General features: G+C 42.7%; 17 protein-coding genes and 1 tRNA gene. 13 read left to right on the top strand and 5 right to left on the bottom strand.

Annotated features, from left to right (window positions below; all coding sequences use genetic code 11):
• Positions 1 to 649: 649 nt before the first annotated feature.
• Positions 650 to 1,651, top strand: coding sequence for a prenyltransferase/squalene oxidase repeat-containing protein (locus CLV42_RS25040; RefSeq protein ID WP_146154475.1), 1,002 nt, complete (start codon positions 650 to 652; stop codon positions 1,649 to 1,651).
• 50 nt (positions 1,652 to 1,701) lie between these two features.
• Here the strand turns inward: CLV42_RS25040 and CLV42_RS25035 are convergent, their stop codons facing one another.
• Together CLV42_RS25035 and CLV42_RS25030 are read right to left on the bottom strand one after the other, a co-directional pair.
• Positions 1,702 to 2,043, bottom strand: coding sequence for an ABC transporter permease (locus CLV42_RS25035; protein ID WP_317048015.1), 342 nt, complete (start codon positions 2,041 to 2,043; stop codon positions 1,702 to 1,704).
• 140 nt (positions 2,044 to 2,183) lie between these two features.
• Positions 2,184 to 2,564: a winged helix-turn-helix transcriptional regulator gene (locus CLV42_RS25030; RefSeq protein WP_106604670.1), complete on the bottom strand. Its 381-nt coding sequence runs from the start codon at positions 2,562 to 2,564 to the stop codon at positions 2,184 to 2,186.
• 103 nt (positions 2,565 to 2,667) lie between these two features.
• Between CLV42_RS25030 and CLV42_RS25025 the strand changes: the two genes are divergently transcribed.
• Together CLV42_RS25025 and CLV42_RS25020 are read left to right on the top strand one after the other, a co-directional pair.
• Positions 2,668 to 3,633: an alpha/beta hydrolase family esterase gene (locus CLV42_RS25025; protein WP_106604669.1), complete on the top strand. Its 966-nt coding sequence runs from the start codon at positions 2,668 to 2,670 to the stop codon at positions 3,631 to 3,633.
• A gap of 293 nt (positions 3,634 to 3,926) precedes the next feature.
• Entirely contained in the window at positions 3,927 to 4,235 is a 309-nt protein-coding gene (locus CLV42_RS25020; RefSeq protein ID WP_106604668.1) for an RNA recognition motif domain-containing protein, read from the top strand.
• 767 nt (positions 4,236 to 5,002) lie between these two features.
• On the opposite strand, the gene CLV42_RS25015 is transcribed toward CLV42_RS25020, so the two are convergent.
• The gene (locus CLV42_RS25015; RefSeq protein ID WP_106604667.1) at positions 5,003 to 5,185 is read right to left on the bottom strand and encodes a hypothetical protein; all 183 of its coding nucleotides are present in this window, start codon (positions 5,183 to 5,185) and stop codon (positions 5,003 to 5,005) included.
• A gap of 232 nt (positions 5,186 to 5,417) precedes the next feature.
• On the opposite strand from CLV42_RS25015, the gene CLV42_RS25010 reads away from it, so the two are divergent.
• Positions 5,418 to 7,619, top strand: a complete 2,202-nt coding sequence (locus tag CLV42_RS25010) for a DUF262 domain-containing protein (RefSeq protein WP_106604666.1) — start codon at positions 5,418 to 5,420, stop codon at positions 7,617 to 7,619.
• Here the strand turns inward: CLV42_RS25010 and CLV42_RS25005 are convergent.
• Positions 7,616 to 8,266 carry a hypothetical protein gene (locus tag CLV42_RS25005; protein ID WP_106604665.1) on the bottom strand — a complete coding sequence of 217 codons (651 nt, stop codon included), beginning with the start codon at positions 8,264 to 8,266 and terminating at the stop codon, positions 7,616 to 7,618. The two genes, CLV42_RS25010 and CLV42_RS25005, sit on opposite strands and share 4 nt — an antisense overlap.
• Positions 8,267 to 8,747: 481 nt before the next feature.
• On the opposite strand from CLV42_RS25005, the gene CLV42_RS25000 reads away from it, so the two are divergent.
• The gene (locus CLV42_RS25000; RefSeq protein ID WP_106604664.1) at positions 8,748 to 9,749 is read left to right on the top strand and encodes an AAA family ATPase; all 1,002 of its coding nucleotides are present in this window, start codon (positions 8,748 to 8,750) and stop codon (positions 9,747 to 9,749) included.
• A 2-nt stretch (positions 9,750 to 9,751) separates the two neighbouring features.
• On the top strand, positions 9,752 to 12,343 hold the full coding sequence (locus CLV42_RS24995) for a S8 family peptidase (RefSeq protein ID WP_106604663.1): 2,592 nt from the start codon (positions 9,752 to 9,754) through the stop codon (positions 12,341 to 12,343).
• 465 nt (positions 12,344 to 12,808) lie between these two features.
• Here CLV42_RS24995 and CLV42_RS24985 read toward each other — a convergent pair.
• A tRNA-Asp gene (locus CLV42_RS24985) sits at positions 12,809 to 12,882 on the bottom strand.
• A gap of 209 nt (positions 12,883 to 13,091) precedes the next feature.
• Here CLV42_RS24985 and CLV42_RS24980 point away from each other — a divergent pair.
• From CLV42_RS24980 to CLV42_RS24950, 7 genes are all read left to right on the top strand, one after another.
• On the top strand, positions 13,092 to 13,682 hold the full coding sequence (locus CLV42_RS24980) for an RNA polymerase sigma factor (RefSeq protein WP_106604661.1): 591 nt from the start codon (positions 13,092 to 13,094) through the stop codon (positions 13,680 to 13,682).
• 80 nt (positions 13,683 to 13,762) lie between these two features.
• Positions 13,763 to 14,950, top strand: coding sequence for a FecR domain-containing protein (locus tag CLV42_RS24975; RefSeq protein ID WP_106604660.1), 1,188 nt, complete (start codon positions 13,763 to 13,765; stop codon positions 14,948 to 14,950).
• 299 nt (positions 14,951 to 15,249) lie between these two features.
• Positions 15,250 to 18,606, top strand: a complete 3,357-nt coding sequence (locus tag CLV42_RS24970) for a TonB-dependent receptor (protein WP_106604659.1) — start codon at positions 15,250 to 15,252, stop codon at positions 18,604 to 18,606.
• A 20-nt stretch (positions 18,607 to 18,626) separates the two neighbouring features.
• Positions 18,627 to 20,165, top strand: coding sequence for a RagB/SusD family nutrient uptake outer membrane protein (locus CLV42_RS24965; RefSeq protein ID WP_106604658.1), 1,539 nt, complete (start codon positions 18,627 to 18,629; stop codon positions 20,163 to 20,165).
• A gap of 38 nt (positions 20,166 to 20,203) precedes the next feature.
• Positions 20,204 to 21,061, top strand: a complete 858-nt coding sequence (locus CLV42_RS24960; protein ID WP_106604657.1) for a hypothetical protein — start codon at positions 20,204 to 20,206, stop codon at positions 21,059 to 21,061.
• A 98-nt stretch (positions 21,062 to 21,159) separates the two neighbouring features.
• Positions 21,160 to 22,017 carry a glycoside hydrolase family 16 protein gene (locus CLV42_RS24955; protein ID WP_106604656.1) on the top strand — a complete coding sequence of 286 codons (858 nt, stop codon included), beginning with the start codon at positions 21,160 to 21,162 and terminating at the stop codon, positions 22,015 to 22,017.
• A complete protein-coding gene (locus tag CLV42_RS24950; RefSeq protein WP_106604655.1) occupies positions 22,014 to 23,471 on the top strand; it encodes a glycoside hydrolase family 30 protein in 1,458 nt (485 codons plus the stop codon). Before CLV42_RS24955 ends, CLV42_RS24950 begins: the two co-directional genes overlap by 4 nt.
• Positions 23,472 to 23,486 lie beyond the last annotated feature (15 nt).

Here is a 23,486-nt window from a genome sequence, read left to right as displayed (position 1 = left end):
TGCTGATGAATTTGTTTATCTATATAATTATTGACTGCCGCAGACTGTCTTTCATTCACAAAGGAGGAGATGCTTTTAACACATCCATACAGTATGGCAACACCGCCCGCCAATAAAATAGCAGCAGTAATACCATCGGTATTATGGGTGACAGGACGGTTTATCAGCCTGTCAATTAATAGTTTTAGTGTGTACATGGTACCTATCCAGCATATATTTTCGGATAGCAAAAAGAGTAGAGATACTGTTGCTTGTACCGGTGAAATTTGCCAAATAAGGTTTAATGTTTTTCCTAAATATAAATTCCGATATAAATTCTTTACGTTGAATTTTATATTAATCATCGACAGTTAGAGACAAGGTTGTAGGTCCAGGAATACCTGGTGAAAATTAAATGCTATTTAAAAAATGCAATGAAAGGAGTCCTACGTATGGATACATCCTATCAGTTATCAGTTGTAATTGTAAAATCCCGAATAAAGATAGATATTTATATCTGATATATTTATGAAGATATCACCAATATATTTTTATTTTATATAAAATCCCGCAAGTGAATAGTTCGAGGCAGCATACTCATTCAGATTCTCTTTTACAGACTAATGAAATTACTCATCCGGCCCTTATTAATGAGGTCATCAATAAAGGTTTGGACTATTTATCCCAGCACCAGTACCCTAATGGGGAGTTTTGCAGTTATATTTCTCCGGATGATGCCATGCAGGGGTGGTGCGTTACTGATAGTACTGTATTTATCACCTCAGTAATGGGCTCCTGCCTGCTGCCGCTGTCCAAAATGCCTGTTGCGGAATCTATACTTTCCCGGGCGACTGGGTTCATCCGTTACCAGATGACAGGTACTGGGGTATGGAATTTTTATTCAATTATTCATCCCATGCGAAGGATCCTGCCTTATGATGCGGACAGTTTATCTTTTGCGAGCCATTTCCTGAGGGAGAGGGGAGAACCAATACCGGAACGAAACAATAAACAATTATTGCTGGATAACCGGGCCAGGAATGGTTTATTTTATACCTGGTTTGTGCTTCATCCAAAACTTCACACCAATAAAACGCTTTGGCGTTTATCACTCAGGGGCTTCCGGACACCTGTTCATTGCTTTTTATTCCTGCTTAGAAATGGTGAGGATGTCAATATAGGGGTCAATGCAAGTATCTTATCATACCTGGGAGATATTCCGGCAACCGCTCCGGTCATTAATGAGATTATCAAAATGATTGTGGGTGGAAGAGAACATGATTGTGATAAATGGTATCGTAATGCCTTTGTAATTTACTACCTGATAGGAAGAGCGTATAGTCTTGGGGTTAAAAAGCTGCAGCCCGTTGCTGAGATAATTATTGAGAGAATTCTTGCTACAGTTTCGGCAGATGGTCAATTGGGTAAATCAATATTCGATACGGCCATTGGTGCTACAACGCTGATTAACTTAGGCTGCAGCGCCGAAGCATTGCACAGGGCCATCAATTTTCTTATCAAACAACAGGGAGCGCATGGAGAATGGCCCCGTTGGCTGTTTTTTTATTTTGACCCTGCAAAAACGTATGGCTGGGGATCAGAGGAATTGACTACGGCATTTTGTCTGGAGGCGATAGCCCGGTATAAATTTGACTTTACTGATGCCGATTGAGGTGACAAAATCGCCGGGATACCCCAACATTTAATTTACCATCATTTTACTCATTCTGTCCGTAAACTCTTCACCGGGTCTGCAATCGCTGCTTTTATGGATTGAAAACTTATTGTTAATAAAGTGATAAGCACAACAAATATTGCAGTAATTATAAACACAACCGGACTAATACGAATGCGGTAGGCAATGCCTTGTAACCATTCATTTGCTGCCCAACATGATACAGGAATCGCTATTGCCAATGCAAGTAATACAAGCACCAGAAAATCCTTTGAAAGCATGGCAACAACATCTCCTGCGGAGGCGCCAATTACTTTTCTTATACCAATTTCTTTTTGTCTTTTTTGCGCGGTGAATGCTGCTAAACCAAATAATCCTAAACAGGAAATTAAAATAGCAATGCCTGCAAAATATTTTCATAACACAGCAACACGCTGTTCTGAAGCATATAGTTTGTTGTAATCATCATCTAAAAATGAAGACCGGACAATCATTGTCCGCCTGCGGGGCTTTCCGTAATAAAAAAGGTTTAAACGTTGCTAACCTTAGCCTCCGACTTAATCTTTTCACGGTGTAATACGCCCCATTTAATAAGCGCATACACAACGTCTTTTAAGGTCTGGCTGTAGGGCGTAAGCTCATATTCAACGATAACCGGATTGTTCTCTGCTTGCACATTCCGTTTCACGAAGCCATTCAATTCCAGTTCTTTCAACTCACTTGACAGTACCTTGCCCGATATTCCGGTGATAGTTCGCTGCAGGTCATTGAACCTACAGTGCCCCTGTGAAAGTGCAATAATGACCCTGAGTTTCCATTTGCCGCCAATCGCGTACAGGGAGTCGCCCACTGCCTGTAATTTTTCAGCGCAGCCGAGGTCTTCCGGTTTGATCTGTTCATGGTTTTTCATATAAACTTACCTAAAGGTTAGTAGTTACCTTTTGTTAACTAGTGTCTTTTGGTAAGTGAAGGTAGATATCTTTGACAACAATTAAGACTTCCAAGCTTTAAATATGATCATTGCTATATCCATTATCAGCCTAATAGTCCTCATCTGCCTGACTTTATTTCTGTACTGGGCTTATGCACCTACGCCCAAAGCTCCTCGCTTACTATCTAAAATTTCCAAAGAAGAAATCCTGATCGGCACAGAAAAACGTACCTACTGGAAATACGTTCCCACCCGGCTGAGCAAAAGAAAGGTGCCGCTTGTGATCGTCTTACATGGCTCTGGTATAGATGGCGCCAGAATACGTGCATGGACGGGTTATGAATTTGACCTGATGGCAGATGAATATGGTTTTGCTGTGGCTTATCCTGATGGCTACAAACACAACTGGAACGACATTAGGAAGAACGCGCCGTTTCCTGCAAAAAAGAAGAATATAGATGACGTTGGATTTATTAAATCGCTTATTGAAAGCTACCGGCTCACTCACGATATAGACCTTCGACAAGTATATGTTTTTGGATACTCCAATGGCGGTACGATGGCGCTCCGGTTGGCCATATCGGAACCCGGTTTGCTGGCGGGTCTCGCTATTTCAGGTTCCAATCTTCCGACAGATGATAACCTGATCGACAACCTTCGGGCGCCAATGCCCCCCGTGTTGATGGTCAATGGTACCGCAGATCCGATCATTCCTTATGAGGGTGGCAATGTCAGGTTTTTTGGGAAAGATCTTGGGAATGTTATCAGTGCTTTAGCTACAGCCGAAGCAATTGCCGAAAGCCACAACGGGCCGAAGACAACACAAACTGTCCGCCTGCCTCATTTAAATCCCGATGATCTGACAACTGCTGAGCGGAAAGTCTGGCTGCAGGATGAGCAAAAGCTTGTTGCCTTATATACCGTACATGGAGGTGGCCATGTCGTGCCACAATCCATAGCCAAATTTCCAAGACTTATGGGGAAAGCGAACCGGGACTTTAGCGCGCCCCGCGAAGCAGTCAATTTTTGGGGTTTAAACCGCCTGTAGCGGTTCTCATATGTTTTGGAAGAGGCCCTTCCGGCATAACATGTCCAAGAATTGATGGATAGAAGAGATCATTTCATCAAAATAAATATTCTTCAGCCATTTTAAGCTGCTTTTTGCGCAGATTATGTGCTAATGCTAATAATCCAATCCCCATAAATTAATCCTGTAATACTCAATTTATTGGTATAACTTTAGCAAGGTTGCATTTGGCTTCTTCTGATTCAGTTTGAGTTTCTTTTTCTTCCTCATCCTCTGTTTTTCAGTAGTATGTATATTTAATTAAAATCATATTTGTGAATATTTTTGTAGGTAATATAAGTGACAGAACAACTGAAGATGAGATATGGTCTTTATTTGACCCATTTGGAGTTGTATATAGTATTAATGTGGCTTATGATAAGTACAGTGGCCGTTCTAAAGGCTTTGCATTTGTTGAAATGCCAGACGATTCCAATGCAGTACTGGCAATTAAGGAATTGAATAATTCAGTAGTTGCTGGCCAGAAAATAGTAGTGTATGAGGCTCGTCCAAAACCTGAAAGACCAGAAAATAATCGTTTCTCCAGATCCGGCCCAGGCCCTGGATTTAGACCCAGATACTAATAGTTGGATGTTTTAAAACGTCGATTACCTTTATCTGTTAAGGGAGCAGAAGAGCAAAGCCGCAAAATACGTTAAGTAGTTTGTGGCTTTGCTCTTACGTTTCTATTTACCGGATAGCAGCAACTCAAGCTTAATTTTCTAATTATATCCTTAATAAACCTCCAGGATGGGATATAGTAGGCTTGTTCCTTAAAAAACCTCAGGGAGTATTATAAATGCACTGGAATGCATACACTTTTTCTACATCTATTTTGGCGTTGGTAGGGAGAGGGTAAGAATCTGTAATTACAAGTATCGGTAAGTGATGGTCAGCCTTAATAAGGTAACATAAAAAACGACAGAGAATTAATCGGAACTCGACTTAAAATAGAAAACCCGCGACTAGCGCGGGCTTCTTCAAGATTCTGCGGGCTACGGGGGACAACTTTCGAACCTGTTTGTAGATGATTTATCCAAGATTCTAATATTTATTGGTGAAATAATATTTTAAAAACTGCTACAAGTAGAATAGTTGTCAAATTTATTATAACGCCACATTCTTAAGAACCTCTACATACAGCAATAATTTTATCACCTGATAGTGCTCAATGACGCGAAGTATTCGTCTGCTACCTTTGAACATAAAAACAAAACCCCGCATAAATGTTATGCGAGGTTTTTAAAATTATTGGACATTAAGACGTTTTATGTATGAATAGGCCTTAACTGATATCCGGCACATTTAATCAAATGTACTTATATCAATTCGGCATTCGGCCTTAGCGAACTTAAGCACTTAGGATAATGTGGGCCAGCTCTTTCTCTGCTTCTATCTCATTCAATTTAATAGTTGCTTCACCGATAGACATCTCTCTATTAAGCTTTTCTGCAAGTTCAAAAGCTTCTTTTTCGGACATAACAGAGATTCGATCTTCACGTTCAAGCTGCTCCCTTAAAATTTCATATTCCATGTAATTAGATGTGGGACAAACATTATTCAAAGTTACCACTGAAATGTGGGAAACTTTGGGATGATAGTTTTACAATTTCTACTTTAGTATATAGTTAGGTGAATAATAGCAAGCACAACTACAATACTGGAAGATGCCTATGGAGAAGCCTGGTATAAACTGATTTCAAAAGCCAGGAAATAAAATACCTGCCCGGTTCTACTAATTAAAGTAGTATATTCGAAGTCACCACATGAAAAATTTATTCCCTAAAGCAGATGCCGGATTTTGTCCGTTAGTAGAATATGTTCGCACTTTTATTGATAAAGAAAGCCCAGACCATAATATAATTCAGTTGCCTCCTATACAGCGAAACGCGGTATGGAATATAGCCCAGATAGAACGACTATGGGATTCAGTATTACGAGGCTATCCTATTGGTAGTTTTCTTGTCTCACTAAGGGAGAAAGATGTGAATGCAAGGGATCTGCAAAATGGAAAGCAATTGCCGTCGCAGGAAGATGGTTATTTCCTGCTTGATGGGCAACAACGCACACGGGCATTGGTGCTGGGTTTTAAACCTACAGCCACTGCCCGCCTGTGGGTAGACCTGAACCCAACCCTGCGATTTGATAACGCAGAGTTCAATGACCGTAGATTCATGTTACGCGTTCTGACCAGTTACCAGCCCTGGGGAATGAATGACCGTAATCCTGCTGACAAGCTGCCTGAACATCAGAAATATCCTGCGCGCGAGCATCTGCAGCAGGAAAGGACAGAGGCTACCAGTCTCCGTTATGATTATGAAGTCGGTATTCATACAGGTGATGTATCAAACGATACCACAGGTATTTCCTGGCCACTCAAAGCTTCATTGCCGGTGCCTTTGGATGCGCTCATCGCCCTTTGCGGAGGTACTACAGGTCAGTTTAAAGCACCATCCTGGCAGGAGGTCTGTGCACTCGTTCCTGCGCGGCATCAGAGTGAACTTCCGGATAGCCCGACAAATCATTTTGACTCATTAATAACGGGTATCCGAAGCATATTGGATAAAACCCGTATGGTTGTGTTGCTATATCAGAACATTCAGCACACTCCGGTTTTAGCTGATGAACAGGACGATATGGAAGTACTTTTTCGCCGGATCAATGCAGGTGGAACAGTACTACAGGGAGAGGAAATGGCATATTCATTACTGAAAGCAAGTTGGGATGGTGCGTATGATATGGTGTCTGAAATCGTCAATAGCTATACAGTAGGATATCTACTTTCACCTACGGCCATCGTGATGGCAGCTACAAGGATTGTAAGGTATAGCCATCAGGAAAATGATATAGCCAATCCGGGAGTTTCTAATTTCAGGAAATGGATAGGTGATAAAGCATTATCCAATTCATTTCTGGGAGGTATGCAGGCGCTTTTGCAAAAAGAAGCAAGTGGTATGGCTGTGATGCAGCAGGTAATGGAGTCTTTTTGTCAATTGCTGTTGTATAAAGAACAGGATAGAGAAGATATAGGATTACCAAGGAAATTGCTGCTATCCATAAATCCAGTATTATTCCACCCTGTTTTTATATGGTTGCATGAGCACAAGGATGATACAAAGAAAATAGCTGAAAATCGATTATCTATTCTAAGATATCTGTTGTACAGTTATCTTACCGTGGACAAATCTGATCAGACCAGTAGAATAGCTATAGAAACTATTAGAAAGCATACTGGGGAAGGCTTCCCAGATAAAGCCATCTATGAAATATTGCTGGATGAAGAATTAACAGTTGCCATTCCAACTCCTGATGAGCTAAGCAAGCCATGGACATCCAATCAGGCAGATGGTACTTTCAGAACCGGACATGAACTGTTTGAACTGCAGGATGATCCTTATAATCAATTTAGGAAATGGTTTTGGGAAAGCTCCCGGGAGTTATTACTTTGGTTCCAGCGGCAACATTCTACCACATGGTTTCCGGGATATAATCCGACCAGCAGTGATGCTTTTGATACTCCATATGACTGGGATCATATCGTACCTTATTCTCACCTGATAGGGCAGGGGAGCAATAATAATTATCATAGTAGTTCTGTTATAATAGATAATGACTCCAGGTACAAATACATTAATTCCATCGGTAATTATCGCCTCTGGCCACTTTGGTGTAACAGAAGTGATGGTAATCAGTGCCACACTTACAAACTTCGCATGAAAGAACCTGATTGGGATGATGATATTGTAAAGGAATTACAATTATCGTCAGTCACAGCATTCCTGCAGGCTTCCGCTATCGACCCCAAGGACGAAGAACTCTGGTACAATGCCGGTGGCTTATACAGGGATTGGCCTGAAGAGCGCAGAATCGCCTGGCAAACAGCGGTTGAGAAGCGTGTTACCTACTTATATACCACATTCTTTGACACTTTTTTATTTAAAAACTGGAAACCAGGTATTCAGCTTTAATCATTAACTGTTTGATAGTCATCCAACATCGCTGATGAGTGCCAGTAAATAGAATCAAAATAATAAAAGCATTTTTCTGTCATTTCCCTGAGGTTATCCAGGTTGATAGTCATGGGAGCAACCGAGTACTCAAGTGTATCATGGGCTTTAGCTCTTTTATAAGCATATCGGAATGTAAAAGATCCGGAGTCATATTTATCAAATTCAACAAGCAGCTCTTCCACTGCTTCAATAGTCGCTATACCTGAACGCTCATCCCCATAGCTTTCAATAAGGTGAGGTTTAAGAACGTTCCATATTTTTATTAATGAGTGCTCTGATATGAAACCAACATCATCAGCATATTGGCCAGGTGTCATGATATGATAGTTCCTTGTTGTAGCCTTGATGGTAATCTCCAGATAGTGTCGGAAATTAAACAGTATCGGATATATGAGGCTATCAATAGCTAACCAGTCTCTGTTTGGAGTATCCATTATGTTAGCCAGTAATATCTGTGTTGCGTTCCGATAGCCTTCCGAAATCAGAAAATTTGGATGATCGTTGTTAGGCCCTTTTATCCGGTTAATACTTGCATAAGTTTTCTCTCCTCCACTATCAGGTAGAAATAAAACATCTCCTTTTTTAGGAGCTTCATAGACCTTCATAAAATCATGATTAGATTTAAAGGAAGGCAAAATAACTACCTATGTGCGCACTCTTTTTGCGCAGATAACCAATTGTTTATAATACATGGCTAAGGAGACGTCAGCAAAATGTTTATTTTTGAAAACTTGTCAATCTTTGTAAATAGAAGGCGGAAATTGATTTGATATATAGGAAGGAAACTCGACCAAAATAAAAAAGCCCACGCCTAACGTGAGCTTCTTATTTTCCTTGCAGGCTACGAGGGACAATTATCGAACCAATTTGCTCAAGATTTAGAGCAAATTTATCAACTTGCGAGACAAATTTTAACAATTATAACTGTCATTGCACAAAAATGGGCATTGTAACATGTTATAAAGGTTAGACTTTAAAATGCCGGATTATACTTATCAGTATTAGGTTTAATTTAATCGCGATTCATTTTATAGTAATAAATTTTAAATTTGCACATTTTTCGGATATATTTTAGTAATTTTTAGTATGAATCAGGATTTATTAGTACGACTTTTCCGTTCAATAGAAGGTGATCAATCAGAAGATATTGTTCTGGTCGCTCAACAGATTATATTGGACGAAACACAGAAAGGTCATACTAAATTGGCAAATCGTTTAAAAGAAATTTTACAAAAAAATATTTCCACCTATTCTTCTTTTAGAGGGGAATTGAAATCACTTTTGCCTAGTGGTGTTTCAATTCCTAAGGATAAGAGACACAATATTCCCCTAGCTACTTTAATTGAACGAGAATCCTTAAGGCATTATATGGTATTGCCTCAGGAAACAGAATTAAAAATCCAGCGGATAGAGAAGGAATTTGTTGCTAAAGATAGATTAGGTCATTATGGGCTTAAACCTAAGCAAAAGATACTTTTATATGGAGCTCCCGGTTGTGGGAAAAGTATGGCGGCGGAAAGGATTGCCTGGACAGTTGGATTGCCATTTTTGAAGGTAAGATTTGAAGCAGTGATATCTTCTTATCTTGGAGAATCCGCATCGAATTTAAAAAGCCTTTTTGAATCAATAGCATCGTTCCCTTGTGTGCTTTTGTTAGATGAATTTGATTTCATAGCAAAAGCTAGATCCGCTACAGGACAGGATGTCGGAGAGATGCATCGTCTAGTGAATTTATTACTCAATTTATTAGAAGATTATAATGCACCTGGAATTTTAATTGCAACGACGAATTTTGAAGGTATTATCGATCATGCGTTATTTAGACGATTTGATGAGATAATAGAGATGCCTAAACCATCCAGCGAGCAAGTTCTAAAAATTCTTCAACAGACTTTATCCTCTGTACCGTTAGCCAGAAATATTCAATGGAAGCAAATTGTTGATGCGTTAAAGGGAACATCTGCAGCAACGGTAGTGAAAATAGCTACAGATGCATCTAAATTAGCCATTATTGAAGGCGAGAAGGAGGTAAAGCATAATCATCTTGAATTATCGTTAAAAGAGAATGCTTTATTAATTGATAAATAAATATGCCTGAATTTCAGCATTTACCATTATTCCAGGTTATTGAAAGAAAAACTTATAATCCTCAAAGAGGGGGATCAGAAAAAAGTGATCAGGTTATATATAACCTAGAGCATCGACAACAGCATTTTGATAATCTCACAGATCAAATTGACACAGTCCGAAGTTCCTGGCAGGCAACCCTTGCTGACAGGAAAGAGAAAAATCTTCCTCCTTTAGCTGCTGAAAATGTTATTCCAGTATTTCTTCAATTGGATTTGGCTAAAGACTTAGAGTCTTTAAAGAGCTTTGGAATTGAAATTATATCCGAAGAAGAAGACGGGTATATAATTGGGGCAAATTCGGATAATTTTAGGCTGGCTGCCAACAGACTTGAACAATTTCTGAATGAAAGTAGTTCTAAATTTAAAGATTCCGCAGCTAGTATTTTGAAGATAATATCAGATCCCAGTGAAAGGTTGAAAAGAGTCCTCTCCTCGGGATTAATTAGTAGATGGGATTCCATTCAAGATGAAGCGGAAGTAACAGTTTATATTGCTATTTCTTGTTATGTAAGAACGCCAGGCTATCCGACAAAAGGCCCAGACCAAACAGAGGAAAGATATCAACAGGCTGTTGCACGGTGGAAAGAACGCGATCGTACTTGGCAAACTGCTCAAGATAATTTAGCAAGAGAAAGGGAAGATGGGTTTGAGCGAATTATTAATCAATACAATGCCGAATTTGTAAGTAATGTTAGCCGATATGCTGAATTTGATGATGGATTTGGTTGTAAAATTAGGATAAGTGGAGCTGGGCTTAAAGATTTGGCTTTAAACTATCCATATATTTTTAATATTGAAGAACATGACCCTTTACTAAGTTTTCAGGGGACAGAGGAATTACAGAACCTGTTAGAACTTGAAATAGTTGCACCATTGGATGACGCTCCTACAGTTTGTGTAATTGATAGTGGAATTCAGGAGGGGCACCGTTTGTTAGCTCCAGCCATTGATGATACCTTGTCAATTTCCTATGTTCCAGGGGATAATGATACTTTTGATAAAGTTAATGGTGGAGGCCATGGAACGAGAGTTGCAGGCAGTGTGCTTTTCCCTAACGGGTTTGCTTCTACCCCCCCTAATATTCAAGCATCATGTTGGATACAGAACGCCCGAATCTTGAATGATCAGAATTTACTCAGTAGCTTAATTAATGAGCCAGAGGTAATGAAATTGATTGTTGATAGATTTTATCCAACCAGAATATTTAATTTATCAGTCTCCAGGCAAAAGCCAGAAGTTTATATACACATGCCAATCTGGGCTGCAACCATTGATAAGCTGATTTGGGAAAAGGATATTATCTTTTGCATAGCAGCTGGAAATATTCCCAAAGATTCGAGAGATCCAAACATTCCTGGAATTCAGAATTATATTGTACAAGGTAATAACTACCCTGATTTTCTTGTGGATGATAAGGCTAAGATTACAGCTCCAGCACATAGTTGTTTGGCTCTTACTGTCGGTTCAATTTCAGATACTGATTTTCAGGATAATGATTTAAAATGTATTGCTAATAAAGATTTGCCGTCTTCTTTTAGTCGATCAGGGTTGGGGTTGTGGGGGATGATTAAGCCAGATGTTGTGGAATATGGAGGTGATATGGTTATCGATAAGGCAACAAATTCGATTGTTAATTCCAATCCCCAAACTTCCCCAAATCTAATTCGGTCGACCAGGGATAATGGCCCTGCTGTTGGACGAGAGGTAGTAGGAACTTCTTTTACAACACCAAAGGTAACTCATGTTATTGCGGCATTACAACAGTTATATCCGGACGAAAGTTGTTTGCTATATAGAGCTTTGGTAGTCCAATCAGCCAGAATTCCTTTAGCAGCACAGAATATTCCCAACTTTATCAAGCACTTTGGTTATGGAATTCCTGACCTTAATCGTGCAACTAATAACTCAAGTAGAAGGGTGACATTATATAATTCTGGGAAGGTGAACCCAAGACACGCAGATATATACTTAATTAAAATACCGCAAGAAATTAACAGACCTGGTTATGATTTTGATGTGTTAGTGGAGGTGACGTTGTCTTATAAAGCTGCTCCTAGAATTACAAGGCGTAAGACTAAATCTTACCTTTCTTGTTGGTTGGATTGGGAAGTTTCGCGTATGGATGAGAACTTGGAATCTTTTAAAGAACGTATACTTTCTGTTTTAGAAGAAGATGATAATAATGATGTTAATGAGCAAGTTGAGAATGCAGTTGAGATAGCAGAGGTGGCAGCTGGTCAACAGAACAATAGTCCATTTAATTGGTCAATTGGAGCTAAAGGGACGGATGGAAAAATAAAGGGAGTAAAAAGACAAGATAGTACTGTGCAAAAAGACTGGTGTATTCAGAAATCCAACCAATTGCCTTCCGAATTTATGGTTGCTGTAAGGGGGCATAAAGGATGGGAAAAGGATTTAGATAAAGAAATACCTTATTCTATTGTTGTAAGTTTCGAAATTTTAAGTGCTGAAATAAACATCAATATTTATGAAGAAATTAGGATTGCAAATGAAGTTGAGGTTCAAAATGAAGTGCAACTTCAGGCATTGTAGATAGTTTGATTGAAATCAAATGCAATAGTGCTACTTGGTCTTGTATCCCAATAATAAACCAATATAATAGCCTTCTGGAACGTTAAATTTTACATATGAAAGTACCAAGACGGATGTGAAAGTTTCATCATGATAAATATCATCCCCCGTTATATAAAGGAGCAGGAAAATATGTTAAAGCAATTGGCCAAATGCACGCAAAGCATTTCGAACCCCGAAGAAGCGATTGAACAGGCTCTAATACTTTCTTCCAGACTCCCTATAGTATGGAATATCAGCGATACAGATACCAAAGAAAGCTCCAGAAACTCCTATTTTCTGATGGAATCGTGTATGATCGCAAAAATGAGGCATTTCGAACTCCCAAAGTCAACACAATTTTCTCCCGGATAGCCCATCTATCGGGCAATTCCCCCGAAAACGAAAAAGGGACAAATCATACTGATGATGATTTGTCCCTCTTAGCGGACCAGACGGGACTCGAACCCGCGACCTCCGCCGTGACAGGGCGGCATTCTAACCAACTGAACTACTGATCCTTCCCGTTCGTCGGGGGTGCAAATATATGAACATTTATTTCAATTGCGCAAATAAATTATGTAGAAATATTTACAACTCTGAAAACCCGCAACAGACGCGTAAAAAATACCCTTCCAGCGCCTTCCACATTAAATCCGACCTAATTTGTACATTTACCACTTTTTTTTAGATTTACATCATTTAGGGGGTCTACTAATGTACAATTGATATGGATCGTATGCCATCCGAGGAAGAGGTGTTGTTAAGGATGAAGCAGGGAGATGAGTCTGCGTTCACGATGATCTACCGGCACTATCACGCCTCTCTTTACATCTATGTATTACGGTTTTGCAAGGTGCCTTCGCTTGCAGAAGATCTGGTACATGATGTATTCCTTAAGGTATGGGAGATCAGGGACCGTATCAACCCGGAGCTGTCCTTTACAGGATATTTATACAGGATCGCCAGGAACCATGTTATAAAGACGATCGACAAACTAGCCACCGATAAAGTTCTCAGAGATCAGTTATACAGCCAGCTGGATGAAATGGCCGGTACACAGCCGGAACAGGCGGTACGGGCGAAGGAATATGAACGCTTATTCCAGGAAGCGCTGGTAAGGATGCCTCCCCAGCGGCTGAACGTCTTCAGATTATGCCGGCAGGAGGGGAAAAGTTATGACGAAGTAGCTTTTTTACTGGGTATTTCCAGGAATGCCGTTAAAAAACATATGGTCCTGGGCATGCGTTTCATATACGATTATGTGCACCGGCACGGCGATATTCTGCTCGCCATTTACCTTGCCGGAAAAATTCTTTAATTTTTTTTTAAGACAGAGGTACCCTCATTCCTCATTTGCGGATAATATATACAGTACCCGCAAAAGGTGCTCATTATTTTATGTCATCATCCACGGACCACAACGAAAAACTTTTGCAAAAATACCTTGACGGCCAGTGTACTGTGGCCGAAATCGAGGAATTATACGCCTGGCTTCAATCGACCGGTTCACACCGTTCCCTGCTGGCAGCCATGCAGCAGGAGTTCCAAAAGACCATGGGGGAACACCATGAGATCCCTTCTGAAGTGAGCGACAGGATGGAAACAAGACTCTTACAGGACATATCCCGAGAGAAAGTAGTGAAATTCCGGCAGCGTACCCGTATACGCTGGGCGGCTGCCGCTGTAATAGTGCTGCTGCTTGGAAGCGGTATGTACTATTATATAAGCAGTGTCTCGTCCCGCAAGACGTTTACCACAAGTAACAATGCGCTGGCTGATACCGGAGATATTGCGCCAGGTACTAATAAAGCTGTACTGATACTGGCAAACGGCGATGTGGTAACGCTGGATAGTGCCGGTAATCAGGTGATCAACCAGGGACAGACCGTTGTTCGCCAGAAGAACGGACAGCTGGAATACGCTGTACAGGGTAACAGTGACGCCGTTGTTTATAATACGCTGACTGTACCAAGAGGTGGTCAGTTCCATATCGTACTGCCAGATGGCAGTCGTGTATGGCTGAATGCGGCCTCCAGTATGAGATATCCCACCGCTTTTAATGGCGACCGCCGCGAGGTGGAACTGCAGGGACAGGGCTACTTCGAAGTGGCACCTAACGCCCGCCAGCCATTTTTCGTAAAAGTGAACAACCTTGAAGTGCAGGTACTGGGTACCAGCTTTGATATAATGGCCTATGCCGACGAAAAGAGTATCAATACGACCTTAGTCGAAGGACTCGTAAACGTAAAGAACGGGACAACAGAACAACGACTGAAACCAGGACAACAGGCCATTGTGGATCCGGCTACAGGTAGCATGGTAGTACGGACCGCAGATGTTGACGAGGTGATTGCCTGGAAAACAGGCTTTTTTGAATTTGATAACGCCAGCCTCGGGGCCATTTTACGCCAATTGGCCAGGTGGTATGATATTGACATTAGTTACAACCAGACGGGAAATGAACGGCTCTTTGGGGGACGTATTAGCAGGAGCTTACCTTTATCTGATATTCTGCATATGCTGGAAGCAAATGGATCTACATTCTCACTGTCAGGAAGAAAACTAACTGTTACATCGGGAAAGTAAAGCCTGTACTGTACTGAATCCACGTTAAGACAGACAGGGAATTATTCAAGTAAAAATGATTACGTTATGGAGTTAGTAACTGAAACAAATTAATTAAAGAAGCAGTGTGTCCTATGAAACAAAAACCGGAAGCGCTTGCAACACTTCCGGCTGATTTGTCTGGGACATTCTGAAAAACCACGTCACGTTAATAACTATTGATCTTCTAAATTCCCAAACACTACAAAAGTATGCATTTAAACTTTAGTGGTAGGGCTTTCTGTGCGCAGATGCCTCTACCAGCCAAAATTGTCACCGTTATGAAACTGACCACCTTTTTGTTGCTAGTGGTTTGTTTGCAGATCAGCGCAAAAGGGGTGTCGCAACAGATCTCTATATCTGAAAAGAGGGCTCCCCTTAAGAAGGTGCTTCGCCAGGTAGCACGTCAGGCAGGAATTTCCATAGTATATGATGAAACATTACTCGCAACGGCCAATCCTGTAACTATTGATATTAAAAACGCTACCGTAAAAGAGGTGCTTGATATCTGCCTTAGCAATCAACCATTTGCCTATACTATTGATGGTGCCCGCATCATCGTAAAAAGCCTGCCGGGAGACAAATCTGCGGCAGATACGACCATCAACGTGACCGGAAGGGTGACGGATGAAAAAGGAGACCCCGTTCCCGGTGTAAGCGTTCGCGTAAAGAACGGTACCAACGGTACTGCTACTGATCCGGACGGTCGCTTCAAACTGAAAGCGCCTGCCGATGGATCACTGGTATTCAGCGCCCTCGGCTTTACGACTTATACACAGGCTATAGGTAACGGTAACCTCTCAGTCAGATTGAAAGGCGCTGAAACTGCTCTGACCGAAACCGTTGTGGTGGGTTATGGCGTACAGAAAAAAAGTGTCGTAACCGGCGCTATCACCAGCGTAAGAGCTTCCGACCTGGAAAGCCAGTCCATTACCCGTGTTGAAAGCGCGCTGCAGGGTAGAACTTCCGGTGTTACCATCGCTTCCAGCTCTGGTCAGCCAGGTTCAGGATCTTCTGTAAGAGTAAGAGGGATTACCACCTTCAACAACAACGATCCGCTGTGGGTAGTGGATGGTGTTGTGGTGGATAACGGTGGTATTGGTTATCTCAACCAGTACGATATCGAGTCTATCGAAGTACTGAAAGATGCGGCCTCCCAGGCTATCTATGGTGCACGTGCTGCGGCAGGGGTTATCCTGGTCACTACCAAGAAAGGTAAAGCCGGAAAGCTGAACGTGAACTACAATGGCTATTATGGTACTTCCGCTCCTGCACGTAAGCTGAAACTGCTGAATGCCACGCAGTACGCCACCCTGGTTAACGAGGCGTCTATGGCTGGCGGGGAAGGTATTAAATATGCCGATCCGCAATCTTTAGGACAGGGTACTGACTGGCAGGCACAGATCTTCAACAACAATGCTATCCGTCAGAATCATGAAATCAGCGTTAGCGGTGGCAGTGAGAAATCTACCTTCTTCTCTTCCTTCGGCTATCTGAACCAGGAGGGTATTGTGGCTAGTGACATCTCGAAATATCAGCGTATTAACTTCCGTCTGAATTCTACACATAAACTGTCTGAGTGGGTAACCTTTGGCCAGAACGTAGGTTATGCATATGAGAAGTCTATCGGTCTTGGCAACACTAACAGTGAATTTGGCGGTCCGCTGGCATCTGCTATCAACCTGGATCCAATAACTCCGGTTATTATAACCGATCCTGCGGTTGCAGCAACATATGATCCAACAGTACCGAAAGATGCAAATGGGCACTATTATGGGCTGTCGAAGGCAGTATTCCAGGAGATTACCAATCCGCTTGCATATATCGCTACCCGCAAAGACAACAGATATAACTGGTCTCATAATATCGTAGGTAACGCCTACCTGGAAATATCACCAATCAAGGGCCTGAAGATACGTTCTACCTTAGGCTCCAAGATCGCTTTCTGGGGAAGTGAAACGTTTACTCCCTTATCCTATCTTAATTCATCTACCATCTCTTCCCGTAACAACTTTAACCGTGCCTATAACAACGGTTTTAACTGGAATGTGGAAAATACGGTCTCCTATACTAAGGCAATCAGTAAGCATAACATAACTTTACTGTTAGGACAGGGCGCATATGTTGATAATCATACCAGGTCAAGTTCTGTGACCTATTATGACCTGCCAGTAACCAGTTTGAAAGAAGCATCACTCAAGTATACAGTAAAGCCAACCCAGAAAGATGCAAGCGGTAGTGAAAGTTCCGATCACAAGCTCTCATCCCTGTTTGCACGTCTGAATTATAACTATAACGAAAAATATCTCGCAGAAGCCATTGTACGTCGTGATGGTTCTACCCGCTTCGGTGGTAACAGGAGGTATGGTATCTTCCCCTCCTTCTCACTAGGTTGGGTGGCCTCCAGTGAAGGTTTCCTGTCAGACAACGCGGTCATTAACTTCCTGAAAGTGCGTGGTGGTTATGGAGTGGTAGGTAATGACAATATCGGTGACCTCTTATATCTTTCTACCATTGGCGGAGGCAGAAGTTATAGCTTTGGAACCGGTGATTCATACGCGGTTGGTAACAGCCCCAACGCGCCCCCAAACCCTGATCTGAAATGGGAATCCACCAGCCAGACAAACATCGGTTTTGAAGCAACCGTGCTACACGACTTTACAGTGTCATTCGACTTGTTTAGAAAGGCAACGAAAGACATCCTGCAGTATCCACGTATCCCGTTCTACGTGGGCGCCATCTCCAATCCTGCAGCTAACGTGGCTGATATGGAAAACAGAGGTGTGGAACTGGAATTAAGTTATCGTAAGAAATTCGGCGACGTTAATTTCGGTATCAACGGTAACGTTTCCTACCTGAAGAATAAGGTAACCAACCTTGGTCGTAATATTGCCTATCTATCCGGCGGAGAATCCATTCAGTCTACCAGCAAACCAATCACACGTACTGCCGTTGGACAGGCATATAGTTCATTCTTCGGTTTCCAGACCAATGGTATTTTCCAGACACAGCAGGAAGTAGATGCCTACGTAAACAAAGACGGAAAGAAAATACAACCTGATGCCGTACCTGGCGATTTCCGTTGGGTAGATTTAGATGGTAATGGCAAAATAGAATATGAAGGCGATCGTAAGTTCCTGGGCAATCCTACTCCAAGCTGGACATATGGTTTTACCGTGAACTCCGGTTATAAAGGCTTTGACCTGGTATTGTTCGTACAGGGTGCAGCTGGTAACAAGATCTTTCAGGGATTGCGCCGTCTGGATATCCCGGTCGCTAACTGGCAGACCAAAGCATTGGGTCGCTGGACAGGTCCAGGTACTAGCAACGACTATCCACGTCTGACAACAAAACCAGGTAACGATAACAACAACTTCACCAATCCATCCAATTTCTACCTGGAAAGTGGCAACTATGCAAGGATCAAATCCCTGCAGATCGGTTATAGCCTGCCTGCTTCCCTGTTGAAGAAAGCATACATCGAGAAATTCCGTGTTTACCTGATGAGTGAAAACCTGCTGACCCTGACCAAATACAGTGGTTACGATCCTGAAATTGGTGGCGGCGTATTCAGTATAGACAGAGGTATCTATCCGCAGGCCCGCTCCTTTATGGTAGGTGTAAATGCTACGTTCTAATTTTTAAAGCTGATAACAAGATGAAAACAAGACAAATTCCATATATAATAGCCATGGCCATCGGATTAAACCTGACCGCCGGCTGTAGCGATAAATTTCTCGAAATACAACCCATAGGTACTGACCTCGAAGCCAACTATTACCGTAATGCAACAGAAGCCTTTAATGGCCTGGTAGCGGTATATGATGTAGTAGGCTGGCAGGGTGGTGGTTATGTCACTAAAGTAGGTGCTATGGATGCCGGTTCCGATGACCATCTGGCCGGTGGTGGTGGCGCGAGTGATGTAACGGCCTTCCAGGTATTTTCAAAGTATACCCTCGCTCCCGATCAGGGCCCTCAGGAAGAGCTATGGAAAAAAGGTTATGCTGGCATTTTCCGTGCAAACACGTTGTTAGGCAAGCTGCCTAATGTGCCGATGGATGACAACCTGAAGAAACGTTTTGTTGCGGAATGTAAATTCCTCCGCGCATTCTTCTATTTCGACCTGGTACGTTTATTCAGAAATATTCCCTTGCTGACCACATCCGTATCTGCTTCAGAAATGTACAATGTGGTACAGTCGCCTCCTGCTGATGTATACAACCTGATCATTCAGGATATCAAGGATGCTATTGCAGAGCCTAACTTCCCTGATCAGGTGCCGGTAGATTCTCTTGGTGGACGCGCCACAAGAGGTGCTGCACATGCACTATTGGGTAAAGTATACCTCTACCAGCAGAAATGGGCGGAAGCTGCTGCAGAACTGGCAGAGGTGAACGGTACACCCGGACAGACAAGCCCAAAATATGGTTATAAGTTGCTGGCCAACTACGCTGACCTGTGGAAATTCAACGCCAATAAATTCAATAGTGAATCAATATTTGAAGCAGCATATAGCTCCAAATCGGGCGGTGCCTGGGGGTGTGTAGGCTGTACTGAAGGTAATGTGCTGAACATCATGGTAGGACCGAGAGGTTATACTGCTATAAAACCTGAAGCACCACAGATGGTATCTGGCTGGAGCTTCCTGGTAGTAACCAAGAGCCTGTTTGATGCTATTCACTTCGATCCGCGTTATAACGCTACCGTTTTAAATATGGATAGTCTGAAGGCAAACGGAATTGCAAGCTATTCTCCCGGACATGATGATACCGGTTGGTTCCTGAATAAATTCGCCGCGAAAGTCAGTGATAAATCTACCGGTCCTGGTAATATGGAACTGAATTTCCCGCAGAACCTGTATGAGATCCGTCTGGCAGATACTTACCTGATGGAAGCAGAAGCGCTGGTTAAATCCGGTCAGAGCGGTGGTGCAGGTTCACGTGCGTATGAGTTATTAAACGCTGTACGTGCACGCGTAGGCCTCAATCCTATCGAGGCAACTGATGATAATATCTTCAAAGAAAGACGCCTTGAGCTGGCTGGTGAAGGTCACCGCTGGTTTGACCTGGTACGTACCGGCAGAGCTGCAGCTGCCCTGGGTGACCGCGGTTTCAAAACAGGCAAACACGAAGTACTGCCTATTCCGTTACTGGAACTGGAGAATACAAAACTCCAGCAAAATCCTGAGTGGAAATAAGCGTATTAACAGCATTCATGATCTAACAAACAGCACAAATGAACTTTCAGTTTATAAAACATACACGTACTATCTCAATGGCCGCTCTACTGGCTGGTGCGGCATCCGGCTGTACTCCGGAATCATCTGACAAAGGACTGGGACCTTTGCCTACGGCGTCTTTCACGGCTGAACCACTGAATGGCAATCCGAATAAGATCGTTGTGAAAAATACAACACAAGGAGGTTTCCTCTTTGAATGGACTGACGACGCAGGACATAAATCCAAACGGGAAACGGATACCCTGAGCTTTTTCCAGGCTGGAAAATATAAGATCCAGTTTACCGTATTCACCAGTGGTGGATATGCAAAAACAGCGAAGGAAATCACCATCGCCCAGAATGCCGAAACACAGGACATCCTGCAAGGTGGTAATATGGAAGCGGGTAGTGAACAATTCTGGACAGTGTTGAACACCGGAGGTACACAGACAGGTATCAAAATAGAGAATGGAAAAATGGTATTCAGCAATACCGGCAACAGCAATGGTGCTATCTATCAGAAGGTAACTGTAAAGACAGGTAAATCCTACGTTTTCTCAGGACACGTACAGGGTAGTGGTGCGACCAATTCCTGGTTTGAGGTGTATATAGATGCCGCCGTACCTAAACAGGGTTCCGACTATAGCGGAAACAAATTTATTTCGCTGAACACCTGGTCTGGCTGCGGCGCCGTAGCGTTTGACAACGATCTTGCCAAGATTGGTTGTGACGGTTCCGGTAAAGATAAAAATGGTATTATGACGTTTACTAAGGCAGGAGACATTTACATTGTGATCAAAGCGGGTAGCTCTGGTGGTACACTAGGCGCCGGCGGTATCAACTTCGACGATGTGAAATTCCTGGAAGAGAAATAGCACTAATTTTGGATTAGGAATTGCGGATCGGGAATAGGGTGTGTCCACGCTTGGTTCCTGGTCCCAATTCCTAATTTTTTATCTATAAAAGCGCGCGTATGAAAACACTGAAATACCTTCCTTTCCTGCTGCTGGGCTTCAATATCCTTTCCTGCTCAGGAAAAGGAGACAACGATACTACGACAAATCCTGTAAGTCCACAGGGGCCTGTAGACAAACACTGGGCGTTTGAAACAACCCCGGTATGGGCAGATGAATTTGATAATACCGGGCTGCCCGACAATACCAAATGGGGATACGATATCGGTGGTGGGGGATGGGGCAACAACGAGCTGGAATATTATACCAACAGCGCCGACAATGCAGCGGTCGCCAACGGCAAACTGACCATCACGGCCAGGAAAGAAGTGAAGGAAAACCGTAACTATACTTCCGCACGACTGGTAACAAAAGGAAAGGGTGACTTCTTGTATGGCCGCTTTGAGATCAAAGCAAAACTGCCTGCCGGTAAAGGTACCTGGCCTGCCATCTGGATGCTGCCTACTGATTGGGCTTATGGAGACTGGCCGAAATCAGGAGAGATTGACATTATGGAGCATGTGGGCTATGATCAGGATGTGATCCATATCAGCGCACATACAGAAGCGTATTATTTCAGAATAAACACACAGAAAACAAGCGTTAAGAAAATACAGAACGCCAGTACCGAATACCATGTGTACAGAATGGACTGGACGCCTTATGCCCTGCGTGGTTATATCGACGATCAGCTCATCTTTGAGTTTATTAATGAAGGAAAAGGGTATAAAGTGTGGCCTTTCGATAAGAAATTCCATCTCCTGCTGAATCTTGCTGTCGGTGGTGATTGGGGCGGTGCACAGGGTATGGATGAGTCCATTTATCCGGTATCAATGGATGTGGATTATGTAAGAGTGTATAAAATGATTGAAAAATGAGATTCCGTAATAAAACATCGATCAGCCTGGCCCTATTACTGATGACAGGCCTGATTGCCTTTGCAGCTTGCAAGAATAATAATGGGGGGGAAGTTCCTGACCCCACTGTTGACCCACCCATGTCAGATACCACAGATGTAAATATGTGGCTGACGACCGGAGATAAAACAGTGCTTTTAAAAAAACAACCCGTAAAACTGCTCTTTAAAGACACCACCAATATATATCCTGATATTAAGGTAGATGACGCACAGGCTTATCAGACGATAGATGGTTTTGGTTATTGCCTGACAGGTGGCAGCGCTACGCTGATCAATTCTCTTTCTGCCGATGTACAGGATGCATTGCTGAAAGAACTGTTCCTGACAGATAGTACGCATATCGGCGTGAGCTATCTGCGCGTGAGCATTGGCGCTTCTGACCTGAGTGCGGCGCCTTTCACCTATAATGATCTTTCCGCAGGAGAAACAGATGTCAATATGACGAAGTTCAGCCTTGACATGGAAAAGAAAGACCTCCTGCCTGTACTGAAGAAAATAGTGGCCCTGGCGCCCAATATTAAGATCCTGGGATCACCCTGGTCAGCACCTTCCTGGATGAAAACAAACAATGCATCCAAAGGCGGTAGCCTCAAACCTGAATACTATGCTGCCTATGCCTTATATTTTGTAAAATATATTCAGGCGATGAAAGCAGAAGGTATCACGATTGATGCCATTACACCCCAGAATGAACCTCTGCACGGTGGTAACAACCCCAGTATGGTCATGCAGGCCACTGAACAGGCTGACTTCGTAAAGAATCACCTGGGGCCCGCTTTTAAAGCAGCTGGTCTTACCACAAAGATCATCGTATACGACCATAATGCAGACAAGCCTGAGTATCCTGCCGCTATCCTGAGCGATGCAGCTGCTTATCCTTATGTAGATGGTTCGGCCTTTCATCTGTATGGTGGCAGCATCACCGCCCTGACGCAGCTGCACGACGCTTACCCTGAAAAGAACCTTTATTTCACAGAACAATGGGTAGGTGGCCCCGGCAACTTCGGAAATGACCTGAAGTGGCATGTCAGTACCCTGATCATTGGCGCTACCCGCAACTGGTGTCGTAATGTACTGGAATGGAACCTGGCTGCTGATCCTAACTATGGTCCGCATACAGACGGTGGTTGTAGTACCTGCCTGGGTGCATTGACAATTGGTTCCGGCGTAATTCGTAACGTTGCGTATTATATCATCGGCCATGCCTCAAAATTTGTACGTCCGGGTTCGGTGAGGGTCGCTTCCAACATTCCAGACGGGTTAGACAATGTGGCGTTTAAAACCCCTGATGGTAAAAAAGTGCTGATCGTCGTAAATAATGGGACCACGCCACAGACATTCAATATCGAATACAAAGGAAAAGTAGTGACCAGTACCCTGACCACTGGTGCGGTAGCTACATATATCTGGTAAACGCTAATAGCATAT

This window comes from Chitinophaga ginsengisoli (assembly GCF_003014595.1).
GTDB lineage: Bacteria > Bacteroidota > Bacteroidia > Chitinophagales > Chitinophagaceae > Chitinophaga > Chitinophaga ginsengisoli.
This window is presented reverse-complemented; position numbering and strand designations above follow the sequence as displayed.

Coding starts and splice junctions, on each gene's coding strand:
- CLV42_RS25030 (WP_106604670.1), bottom strand. CDS start 2,564: ATGAAAAACCATGAACAGATCAAACCGGAAGACCTCGGCTGCGCTGAA.
- CLV42_RS25025 (WP_106604669.1), top strand. CDS start 2,668: ATGATCATTGCTATATCCATTATCAGCCTAATAGTCCTCATCTGCCTG.
- CLV42_RS25015 (WP_106604667.1), bottom strand. CDS start 5,185: ATGGAATATGAAATTTTAAGGGAGCAGCTTGAACGTGAAGATCGAATC.
- CLV42_RS25010 (WP_106604666.1), top strand. CDS start 5,418: ATGAAAAATTTATTCCCTAAAGCAGATGCCGGATTTTGTCCGTTAGTA.
- CLV42_RS25005 (WP_106604665.1), bottom strand. CDS start 8,266: ATGAAGGTCTATGAAGCTCCTAAAAAAGGAGATGTTTTATTTCTACCT.
- CLV42_RS25000 (WP_106604664.1), top strand. CDS start 8,748: ATGAATCAGGATTTATTAGTACGACTTTTCCGTTCAATAGAAGGTGAT.
- CLV42_RS24995 (WP_106604663.1), top strand. CDS start 9,752: ATGCCTGAATTTCAGCATTTACCATTATTCCAGGTTATTGAAAGAAAA.
- CLV42_RS24980 (WP_106604661.1), top strand. CDS start 13,092: ATGGATCGTATGCCATCCGAGGAAGAGGTGTTGTTAAGGATGAAGCAG.
- CLV42_RS24975 (WP_106604660.1), top strand. CDS start 13,763: ATGTCATCATCCACGGACCACAACGAAAAACTTTTGCAAAAATACCTT.
- CLV42_RS24970 (WP_106604659.1), top strand. CDS start 15,250: ATGAAACTGACCACCTTTTTGTTGCTAGTGGTTTGTTTGCAGATCAGC.
- CLV42_RS24965 (WP_106604658.1), top strand. CDS start 18,627: ATGAAAACAAGACAAATTCCATATATAATAGCCATGGCCATCGGATTA.
- CLV42_RS24960 (WP_106604657.1), top strand. CDS start 20,204: ATGAACTTTCAGTTTATAAAACATACACGTACTATCTCAATGGCCGCT.
- CLV42_RS24955 (WP_106604656.1), top strand. CDS start 21,160: ATGAAAACACTGAAATACCTTCCTTTCCTGCTGCTGGGCTTCAATATC.
- CLV42_RS24950 (WP_106604655.1), top strand. CDS start 22,014: ATGAGATTCCGTAATAAAACATCGATCAGCCTGGCCCTATTACTGATG.